The organism is Planosporangium flavigriseum (assembly GCF_011947225.1).
Classification (GTDB): Bacteria; Actinomycetota; Actinomycetes; order Mycobacteriales; family Micromonosporaceae; genus Planosporangium; species Planosporangium flavigriseum.
The window spans coordinates 203,888-212,534 of record NZ_JAATVW010000008.1 but is presented as its reverse complement, the minus strand read 5'-3'; the positions used below and the strand labels follow the sequence as shown (position 1 = coordinate 212,534).

Genomic DNA, 8,647 nt, shown 5'->3' with positions numbered 1-8,647 from the left:
GCCATTGCCGGAGCGAAAATACGGCGGTGGGCAGCGCCCGCCGGACTGGTTTCAGCCTAAAAATAACGCCTGGACCAAGACCCAGCCGAAGATGGCCGGATACATGGCCTGGCTCGTCGTTGAGCACCAACGCAAGTGGGCGAAGGGCAGTGCCGGTGGTCGGCGGCTGCAAGAAGCGATGGAGCGCGGACTGCACCTGTACGAGCCCCGCCTCGCGTTGCTGGCCTGCGAGGCGGGGCTAACCACCGACGGGGCCGAGGCAGCCGTACAAGCCGCCGCGCAGGCGCTCGTCTCCCGCACCACCGACGACGCCTATCAGCGCCTTGCGGACTGGCTTACGTGGGTCCAGCAGAGCCAGGCGCTGTTGGCGCGACGGAGCATGCCCCACCGGGAACCGGCCAAGCGACGCGGTCGCCCAACCGCACTGGTACCGCCGAACCCGTACCTGCCGAACTAACTGTGTGCGCCCCTTCCACCGCGCGGTTGAGGTGAGCTTGACCATGAACCCGGGAACGCCCACTGGTGCCGATGTTCAGGCGGTCCTCAACCCTGCTGGGTGGTGGGGTCGCAGTTCGTCATCGAGGATGACCACTCAATGGTTTCGAGTGCCGGGGTGGCTCTGATCGCGTCGATCAGGGTGCGGGTGCCGCTGACTCTTGTGGCTTGAAGGTCCCAGTCGGTCCACACGAACCACGACCTGTCCAGGGGCCACAGGTTCGTCGGTGAGCACTGGTACGGCCCGCCGTTGTCCTGGATCAGTTCCGGGACGGCGGACAACGGCCCCTGCCAGAGATGCACTGTGTCGAAGTCACTTGCTGGCAGGGCGGCGTAGAAGGCATAGCAGCGGATGGCATCGCCACTCGGTGACTGCGCGGCGAGGGTGTCGAGCAGAGCGCCGAGGCTCTCTTCGTCGAGGGAGGCCTCCGGGGGCGGCTCCACTGCTACCGGCCAGCTGGCGTGCGGAAACCACCGGTCAGACGGCGGGTAGGAGCGATCACCGTGGAACTCCGGCGTTCTGGCCAGGTAGTCGCCCCAGCGCACCCGCCGCCACGGGCGGCCCGGCTTGATGACAAAGCCCAACGGAGTCCCGACGACGCTGGTGGCCTCGTCCAGGTTCACGTCACCGATGATGAGCGGCTCGATCTCGCCCGCGTTGAGTCGACGACGGTGCAGCTCGTCGTGGGTGCCGAGTCTCTCCAGAGCGGGGTTCTCGTACATCGCGTGCAGGATCCACGTGGATGCCTCCCAACCGTCGGGGGCATAGCCGGTGACGCCTTCCTCCGCCGGCCGGTCGCCCAGCCAGCTCAACAGGCTGGCCGCATCCTCTGCCCGCTCCATCGCTGACACCCCGTTATCTTCCCTACCAGGGCGACGGAAAGACCGGGCAACGCGCTGTCATGCCCCATTCCGCCGGTCCGGCTCCGGCCGCGGTCGGCCAGGAGCGGTTAGACGCCCAGTCCGGCATACCGCGCGGGTAACCGCGGGGCCAACCCATCACAAGATCATTCCCGTTTGCGGCTGGTGACGCGATCCTTACCGGCACCCCGACTCCAGAGGGGATATTCGCAAGTCGCCTGGGAGGGTGCGGGCGCCGAGATCATTGAGGCATCGCCTGCGGCCAACCAGTCCGGAAGCAACTGCGCCGATTTCACAGTCGGCCTGTCCCATGTCTTCGAGCTCTCGCTCATCCGCCAATACCTCTCCGCGGTGGTCATGGGCCGCCGTGGAGACGTGTTCTGCGATCCGACGCCGTCGCCGCTGGCCACCGTCGGCCCGCCCCTGCTGCCCGCCAAGCCGACCCCGTACGTCGCGCCCCTGGACCCGCAACAACGGGAGATCCTCCTGGTCGGCGCGTACGCGGTCTGGCTTCCCCGCAGCGGCCCCGGACGCAACGGGATGGACCTTTCCGACATCACCACCGTCGTCGCCCACGACGCCGCCGGCAACGTCGTGGCACAGCTGACCTGACGCGCCGCGGGTCAGCCCCAGGACGGAGCGTCCGCGCCCGGGCGGTGCGGGGGAGTCGTCCACCGTGGCGTGTACCCGTCGAGCGTGCCCGGCGGCCGCACGTAGCCGAGCGCCCCGAAGTCGCTGTCCATTGTGGAGACAAGGTCGGTGGGGTAGTCGGGTTCGCCCGCGCCCGTACCGGCGGTGGAGCGGCCCAGCCCGTCCAGCCACCTTGCCGTACGCGCCAGCGACAGCCGGGCGTGCCACGAGCCACCCACGCACGCGCGGCGACGCAGCCCCTCCATGGCCGCCATCGCCGCCAGCCAGCCCGTACCGTGGTCAAGCGTCTGCGCGGGCAGTGGCACCGGTCGTCCGGTGTCCGACCACGCGATGCCCGTGGCCAACTGCACCAGGCTGTCGAAGCCGCGCCGCTGCCGCCACGGTCCCGCCTCGCCCCACGCGCTGATCGACACGTACACCAGGCCCGGTCGCAGCGAGGCGCACTCGCGCGGGCCGAACCCGAGGCCCTCCAGGGCCCCGGGGCGGAAGGCCTGCAGCACCACGTCCGCCTCCCGGATCAGGTTCCGCAGCGCCTCCCGCCCGGCGTCGGTACGTAGATCCAGGTGGGTGAACCGCTTGCCGAACCCGGTGTCGACCACCAGCGCCGGCACCAACGCGAGCTGGTCGGCCCCGACCCGCAGCACGTCCGCGCCGTACGCTGCCAGGGTGCGCCCCGCTACCGGCCCGGCGATGACCCGGGACAGGTCCAGCACCCGTACCCCATCGAGGGGCCGGTCGGCGGCCGGCAGCGGGCGCGCCGGGGCGTCACCGATCCGCTGGAGGTCCACCAGAGGCAGCCCGGCCACCGTGCCACCTTGCGGATGGGCGGCCCACTCGGCCGGCGTGCGTAGCGCCGCCGCCGCGCCGCCGGCGGCCACCACCGCGTCCTCGACGTCCACCGCGGCACGGCCGGCGACAGCCGACGCCGCCCGGTCACGGTCCTCCGGTACGCCCAGGGCGCGCGTGATCGCGTCCCGGTGCGCTGGGTAGTTGGCGTGCAGCCGTACCCACCCGTCGGCGGACCGGTAGTCACCGGACAGGTCGGCCCACACCGCCGGGGCCGCACCGTCGATGCGCAGGTACCGCTCGGTGCGGAACGCCAGCGCCGCGTGCCGCACGTCCACGCGTACCCGGGGCTGCGGTCCGCCGCGCGCCTGCCACAGCCGGCCGGCGGCCAGGGTCGTCGCCGCCACCGCGGCCGTCGCGGCCGCGTCCACCCGGTACGGCGATGCCAGCACCCCGTCGCCGGTGATGTCGATCCCTGTCGGGGCGTCCACCCCCAGGTCCCGGCAGATGCCGGCGACTGCGTCGACGACTGTTTCGCTTGTGGCGCCTTCGTTCATGCTGCCGACTGTAGGTCCGCCCGACGCCCGGTCCCGGTCTGCAGTGCGGTCGCGTCGGTCACAGGACGTCCAGCTTGAGTCGCTGGAGGTAGGCGTACAGGGCGGCCGAGGCGCGCAGTCGCAGCAGGCTCCGGCGCTGCGCGGCCCGGTCGCGGCTGGCCGGTTCGGCATGGCTGGCGTCGAGCGCCGCCAGCACGGCTTCGAGGTCTCCTGCATGGGCGGCGCGCATGATGTCTCGCGTACGTGCCCAGCCGTGCCCCTCGGCCAACTGCCGCGCCACTGTCAGCGCCGCGGCGTGATCGTCGGTGAAGATGCGGTAGCCGCTCGCCGTACGCTCGACCGGCGGAAGGACTCCGAGGTCGATGTAGTTGCGGACCTGCTGGACCGAGATCCCGGCGGCCTGCGCGAGGTCGGTTGCCCGCAGCCTGCGAGGGGGGTCGACGGTGGGTCGGGGATTCACGGGCACCCGCTGACCGTACCGCTTCTATTTGGGACTTTCAGGGCATTTTCTCGACTAAACCCGGGAATCACCCTAAGAAGTCTCAAGCCCTGGAGTGGGGGTGTCGGTAATAAACGTGCCATCAGCCGCAAACGGCGACGCAGCTCCAGTCACCGGAACCTAATCGGGTGATCTACGGCAGCGTGGTGCGTCTGTTACGGGTCTGGGCCCGGCGGCGGACGGCGTCGAGCGCCGCAGGCGGGGGGAGGCTCCGCGTCAGGCCGGAGCGAGGACGCAGAACTCGTTGCCCTCCGACGTCGGCCAGGACGATCCACGGGACGTCGCCCTGGCCGACGTCGGCGAGCGTCGCGCCGAGGGTCTGCAGCCGGGCCACCTCCGCCGCTTGATCGTCACCGCGATACGGCACCACGTCGAGATGGACGCGGTGCCGTACGTCCTTCAGGTGGGGCGTGCGGAGGAACTCAAGATACGGCCCGACACCCTCCGCGGAGCGCAGCAGCGCAGGATCGTCGGTTACCCCGTGCAGGGTCCAGTCCATCGCCTCGCCCCAGAAGTGGGCCATGGCCCGCGGATCCGCGCAGTCGACCACCACCGTGGCGATCGGCCCGGTGTCCCGGTAGATCTCCCGAGGCTCCAGCACGCAGAACTCGTTGCCCTCCGGGTCGGCCAGAACCGTCCACGGGACGTCGCCCCGGCCCACATCGGCGGGCGTCGCACCGAGCTCCTTCAGGCGCGCGACCAACTCCGTCCGATGGGACGCAGAGGTGGTGGCGAGTTCGAGGTGCACGCGATACTTCACCGTTTCGGGGTTCGAGACGGCTATGACATCGACGCAGGCAGAGGCGTCGGGGTCTGTCCAGACGAAGCCCGCGGGTGCAACGCTAGTCGCACCGGGACCCGAGCGGGAAACCCAACCGAGTGCCTCCACCCAGAACCGGCCGAGCGCCGAGTCATCCCGAGCCTTAAAATTCGCCTGGACAAGGCGCAGCGCCATGCTGCCTACCCTTCCAGACTCTGAGCGCTCGCATCTGTTGGTAGCACTACAGACGCTTCCGCATCTGGATCGCGGAAATCTCAAAGCCCATTTGTTCGTACAGGCTGCGCGCGCCAAGGTTGAAGCCGAACACGCTCAGTCCTACAGAGACCACTCCCATCTCGCGGCACACCTGCTCAGCGGCGACCACGATCGCGCGGCCATAACCATGGCGACGCACGTCCCGCCGTACCGAGAAGTCGTAACCAAAGGCATGTAGGCCGTCCGATCTCTGCTCCACGTGCAACCACAGCACGCCGACCTCCTCCTCGCCGTCGTAGGCAACCCAGAGATGGTGACCAGGCGTATCAAGCCCTTCGGCTAGCAGTCGGCCAAAGTCTTCCCGTGCCTTTTCGCGAGCCTCGGACTCTGGCGTCGCTCCCGACGCGGCGATGTTGTGTGCGTAGTCAACCTCAGCGGCCAGTCGATAGGCCTGGTACCGGGCAGCGGTCATCGGCTTGAGTTGCACGGCGACAGTCACTCCTCGAACCTAGCGCCGCTCGGCAATCGCATGATTGCCGAAGGTCTTCAGGAACGGTGCCGGTACAGGACGCCTTGGCTCGACCGGAACGGCAAGAACCAGCTGGGACGGAAACGCGAGTACGCGGTACGGCTCCTCGCGCCGGCCAACCGAACGGGGAAACGGCCGTCACGCCTCGTCCGCGCCAGCCGTCGCCCCACCGAGCAGCCGCCCCAACGCACGGTTGGTCCGGTTGGCCCGCACCGCGGCCCGCTGCTGGCTCGCCGTCACCTCGATGTAGTGCTGACTCGTCGCCAGGCTCACGTGCCCCAGCAACCGCATGATCTCGGACGCGTTCGCCCCGTCCTCGGCCAACCGCGTTGCGAACGTGTGCCGCAACGCGTGCAACTGCGCCCCACGCGGCACCCGGTCGGTGATCCCGGCCCGCCGATAACACGACTCGACCAGATACTGGAGCCCGCCGCGGCGCATCGGCTCACCGTGCCGATCGACCAGCAACGCCGAATCCGGGCGTACGGTCTGCGCCCCGAACCGGCGCCGGCGACTGTCCAGATAGCCGTTCAGCACCTCGTCAAGCTCGGGCTCGATCGGCACCACCCGGGGCCGGCCACCCTTGCCGGACACCTCGACGCGACGCTCACCCGGGCGCCCCGTAATCGACGCCACCCGCAGCGCCAGCAACTCCGACAGCCGCAGCCCCGCGCACAACGCCAACGCCAGAACCGCCACATCACGCTCCGGCCAGGGATGGCGCTGCCGCTGGTCGTCGCGCGACACGGCCTCCAGCAACTGTTCGGGGGTGTCCTCACCGCGCAACGGCTTGGGCTGGGGGATAGGAGCACTCGGCCTGTCCACTGCGGACATCGGGTTACCGGCGACGAACCCGTCGGCGACCAGAAACGTGAAGAAGCTGTTCCACGCCGACCAGGCCCGGTAGACCGAGGCCGCCGCGCGGGGAGTGGCGAAGCGTGCGAACGCCGTACGCAGCACCCGGGGAGTCAGCGCGGTGATCATCAGCATGTCAAGGGGGAGGGGAGGGGTGGCGCCCTCGGCGACCAACTGGGCGACCGCCACCAGGTCACGCCGGTACGCCTGCAGGGTGTGCGGGGACGGCTTCCGCGCGGCACGGGCGGCAAGGAACTCCTCGATGAGAGTTAGTACCTGTTCGTCCTCTTTGTCCTGCATAAGGATTATTATGCATGAATTACGGGTCAACGTCGATAGGGGTCCTCGCGCCACATCGGCGCCCACGCGCAGCGATGTCGCCACGGCGCCGTATTCGCGCGCACTGTCTCCGTGAGCCCATACCGTCTCCCTGAGCCCACACCGTCGGGCGTCCATGCGGATGCGGATGCCAAGACGGACGTGCCGGATGGACGGAGAACGCGCGATGGCATCCGGCGGCGAACATCCGACGCGCGACAGTCGATCGTTGTCGTCGCGAAGCATGCCGTCTGTCGTCGCGTTTGACGGAAACCGCGGGAGACTTCGCAGCGGCCCGTGCGGGCGCGGTACGAACGCGGGCGATAACCGTGCCTGTGTCGGTGGACGCCGAAGTGGACGTCGAAGGGGTCCTCTGGGCCCCTTCCGGGGAGCCTTCCCAGAGTCAGGTTGACATAATGTGCATTATCGACCAACTGTTACCGCACGTCGGATGGGGGCTTCGGCCAGGGTTTTCCGTCCGTGTGACTGCCCGGCCCCCGGCACCCGGCAAATTCACAGCCTCACGGGACTAGGTGGCGTCGGCGCGGGTAGTCGCGCCGAGATCCGCCCAGCATTCGAGGTGATCAGGAGGAGCCCATGGCAGTCAACAGTCCCGCGGACTTGTTCATGTTTGAGCTGTCCGGCATGCACGACGCGGAGAAAAAGAAGGCCGCGTGGAAGGGCGAGATGGTCGGGCAGATCCGTGAAGGCAACCTCCAGCAGGTCGTCCGGATCGAGCAGCAGGAGAGCCAGCAGAAGGTGAAGAATCTGGAGCAGTGTTTCCAGGCGTTGGGTACCCAGCCGCGCGATGTCCCTTGTCTGGCGGTCGACGGGATGCGCGCGGACTACCAGCAGTTCATGAGTCAGAACCCGTCGCCCGAGGCGATGGAGATGTTCACTGCCGGCATTATGTTGAAGGCGTCGCACTATGGGCTCGGAAGCTACAAGAGTCTGATCGACAAGGCGATGATCATGGGCGAGACGCGGTGCGCTCAGCTGCTGCAGCACAACCTGGTCATCAGCGAAGAGAGCACCGGCCGGCTGGAGCGGATCGGCCACGAGATGAGCCAGCGGGTCATGGCCACCGCCTAGGGCGGTTCGCGGGTACGCCGATGCGACGGTCGGCGGTGTCGGTGCCACTGTGCGCCGTCGCCGCTGGCCGTCCGCTTGTGACGGCCGCTATCCACGGCGCACGTACTCCCCCTAGGCTGGTACTCCCTACTCCCCTACGCTCGTACTCCCCTACGCTCGTACTCCCCTACGGCGGCGTGGTTCGCGTACGGCTGGACTCTCTGCTCACGATGGGGCGCCGGCAGGGCTGACCGGCGTGGAGAATGTCGGACCCGGTTGGTAGAACATGTGTACAGCCGCACGTGGGAAGGGTTCGACATGGCCGTACGCAGCGCAGCCGGTGGGTTGTCTCCTGACGAGCTGGAGCAGATCCGCGACGCGCTTGCCGCGGGGCGCCGGCCGAAGGTGGTGTTCACGCAGGCGGCCGGCCAGATCGCTGGACAGCAGGGCCAGGTCGTCGGGTTGACCGATCCGCAGGACAGCGACGAGTGGGTCGTGGTCCGGTTCGGCCGGGACGAGTTGCCGTTCTCCCCCGCCGACCTCGCTGTCGCGCCCAAGGCGACGCCGGGGCACCGGGCGGCGAAGGCCGTGCAGGCGGCGAAGGCGCCGGAGTTGGCGCCTGGTCCTCCCCTGCTCCCCCCTGAGCAGCCTGCTCCGCCGCCGGTCAGCACGCCTACCACTGCGGTGCCCACGCCTCGGGAGGAGAAGCGACCGGCCACCGGGAGCGGAGCGGCCGGGCGCAAGGCCGGCCGGGGTAAGCCGGCCGCGGCGCTGACGGTGACCCTTTCGTACGCCGATGGTGAGTGGATGGTCGCCGCCCAGCAGGGCGCGAAGGTTCTCGCCAAGCCCTACCTGATCAAGCCGTCGGAGGCGCTGAAGATGGTGGGGATGCTCGACGTCCCAGGGGTTCAGGCTGCCGTCGAGGAGATCGTGTCGGCGGCCCGGGCCGAGGCGGAGGCGGCTGCCGAGCGGTTACGGGCGGAGCTTGCCGAGGTCGAGGCACGGCTGGCGGAGTTACGCGACGCGACCTAGCGGACGGAGCGGCGCCA

The 8,647-nt window shown here is 69.1% G+C and carries 10 protein-coding genes; 4 read left to right on the top strand and 6 right to left on the bottom strand.

What is annotated here, in order from left to right; all coding sequences use genetic code 11:
- Positions 1 to 457, top strand: a 457-nt coding sequence (locus HC028_RS14290) for a hypothetical protein (RefSeq protein ID WP_168077422.1), incomplete at its 5' end; no start/stop codon positions are given.
- 86 nt (positions 458 to 543) lie between these two features.
- On the opposite strand, the gene HC028_RS14285 is transcribed toward HC028_RS14290, so the two are convergent.
- Positions 544 to 1,338 (bottom strand): hypothetical protein, encoded by a 795-nt coding sequence (locus HC028_RS14285; RefSeq protein WP_168077420.1) that lies wholly within the window; start codon positions 1,336 to 1,338, stop codon positions 544 to 546.
- 375 nt (positions 1,339 to 1,713) lie between these two features.
- Here HC028_RS14285 and HC028_RS14280 point away from each other — a divergent pair, with 375 nt between their 5' ends.
- Complete coding sequence (locus HC028_RS14280) at positions 1,714 to 1,968, top strand: hypothetical protein (RefSeq protein WP_168077418.1); 255 nt, start codon at positions 1,714 to 1,716, stop codon at positions 1,966 to 1,968.
- An 11-nt stretch (positions 1,969 to 1,979) separates the two neighbouring features.
- Here the strand turns inward: HC028_RS14280 and HC028_RS14275 are convergent, their stop codons facing one another.
- The 5 genes from HC028_RS14275 to HC028_RS14255 form a co-directional block, all read right to left on the bottom strand.
- Positions 1,980 to 3,350 (bottom strand): CoA transferase, encoded by a 1,371-nt coding sequence (locus HC028_RS14275; protein WP_168077416.1) that lies wholly within the window; start codon positions 3,348 to 3,350, stop codon positions 1,980 to 1,982.
- 58 nt (positions 3,351 to 3,408) lie between these two features.
- Positions 3,409 to 3,816: a MerR family DNA-binding transcriptional regulator gene (locus HC028_RS14270; protein WP_239075555.1), complete on the bottom strand. Its 408-nt coding sequence runs from the start codon at positions 3,814 to 3,816 to the stop codon at positions 3,409 to 3,411.
- 166 nt (positions 3,817 to 3,982) lie between these two features.
- On the bottom strand, positions 3,983 to 4,804 hold the full coding sequence (locus HC028_RS14265) for a VOC family protein (RefSeq protein WP_308442062.1): 822 nt from the start codon (positions 4,802 to 4,804) through the stop codon (positions 3,983 to 3,985).
- Between the two features lie 46 nt (positions 4,805 to 4,850).
- On the bottom strand, positions 4,851 to 5,324 hold the full coding sequence (locus tag HC028_RS14260; protein WP_168077414.1) for a GNAT family N-acetyltransferase: 474 nt from the start codon (positions 5,322 to 5,324) through the stop codon (positions 4,851 to 4,853).
- A gap of 168 nt (positions 5,325 to 5,492) precedes the next feature.
- Entirely contained in the window at positions 5,493 to 6,509 is a 1,017-nt protein-coding gene (locus HC028_RS14255; protein ID WP_168077412.1) for a tyrosine-type recombinase/integrase, read from the bottom strand.
- A 615-nt stretch (positions 6,510 to 7,124) separates the two neighbouring features.
- Between HC028_RS14255 and HC028_RS14250 the strand changes: the two genes are divergently transcribed.
- On the top strand, positions 7,125 to 7,619 hold the full coding sequence (locus HC028_RS14250) for a YciE/YciF ferroxidase family protein (RefSeq protein ID WP_338091281.1): 495 nt from the start codon (positions 7,125 to 7,127) through the stop codon (positions 7,617 to 7,619).
- Positions 7,620 to 7,916: 297 nt separating this feature from the next.
- On the top strand, positions 7,917 to 8,630 hold the full coding sequence (locus HC028_RS14245; protein WP_168077408.1) for a hypothetical protein: 714 nt from the start codon (positions 7,917 to 7,919) through the stop codon (positions 8,628 to 8,630).
- The last annotated feature ends 17 nt before the right edge of the window (positions 8,631 to 8,647 follow it).

What these genes read in the sequence shown, in the direction of transcription:
- HC028_RS14285 (WP_168077420.1), bottom strand. Translation starts at nt 1,338, where the DNA reads ATGGAGCGGGCAGAGGATGCGGCCAGCCTGTTGAGCTGGCTGGGCGAC.
- HC028_RS14280 (WP_168077418.1), top strand. Translation starts at nt 1,714, where the DNA reads ATGGGCCGCCGTGGAGACGTGTTCTGCGATCCGACGCCGTCGCCGCTG.
- HC028_RS14275 (WP_168077416.1), bottom strand. Translation starts at nt 3,350, where the DNA reads ATGAACGAAGGCGCCACAAGCGAAACAGTCGTCGACGCAGTCGCCGGC.
- HC028_RS14265 (WP_308442062.1), bottom strand. Translation starts at nt 4,804, where the DNA reads ATGGCGCTGCGCCTTGTCCAGGCGAATTTTAAGGCTCGGGATGACTCG.
- HC028_RS14255 (WP_168077412.1), bottom strand. Translation starts at nt 6,509, where the DNA reads ATGCAGGACAAAGAGGACGAACAGGTACTAACTCTCATCGAGGAGTTC.
- HC028_RS14250 (WP_338091281.1), top strand. Translation starts at nt 7,125, where the DNA reads ATGGCAGTCAACAGTCCCGCGGACTTGTTCATGTTTGAGCTGTCCGGC.
- HC028_RS14245 (WP_168077408.1), top strand. Translation starts at nt 7,917, where the DNA reads ATGGCCGTACGCAGCGCAGCCGGTGGGTTGTCTCCTGACGAGCTGGAG.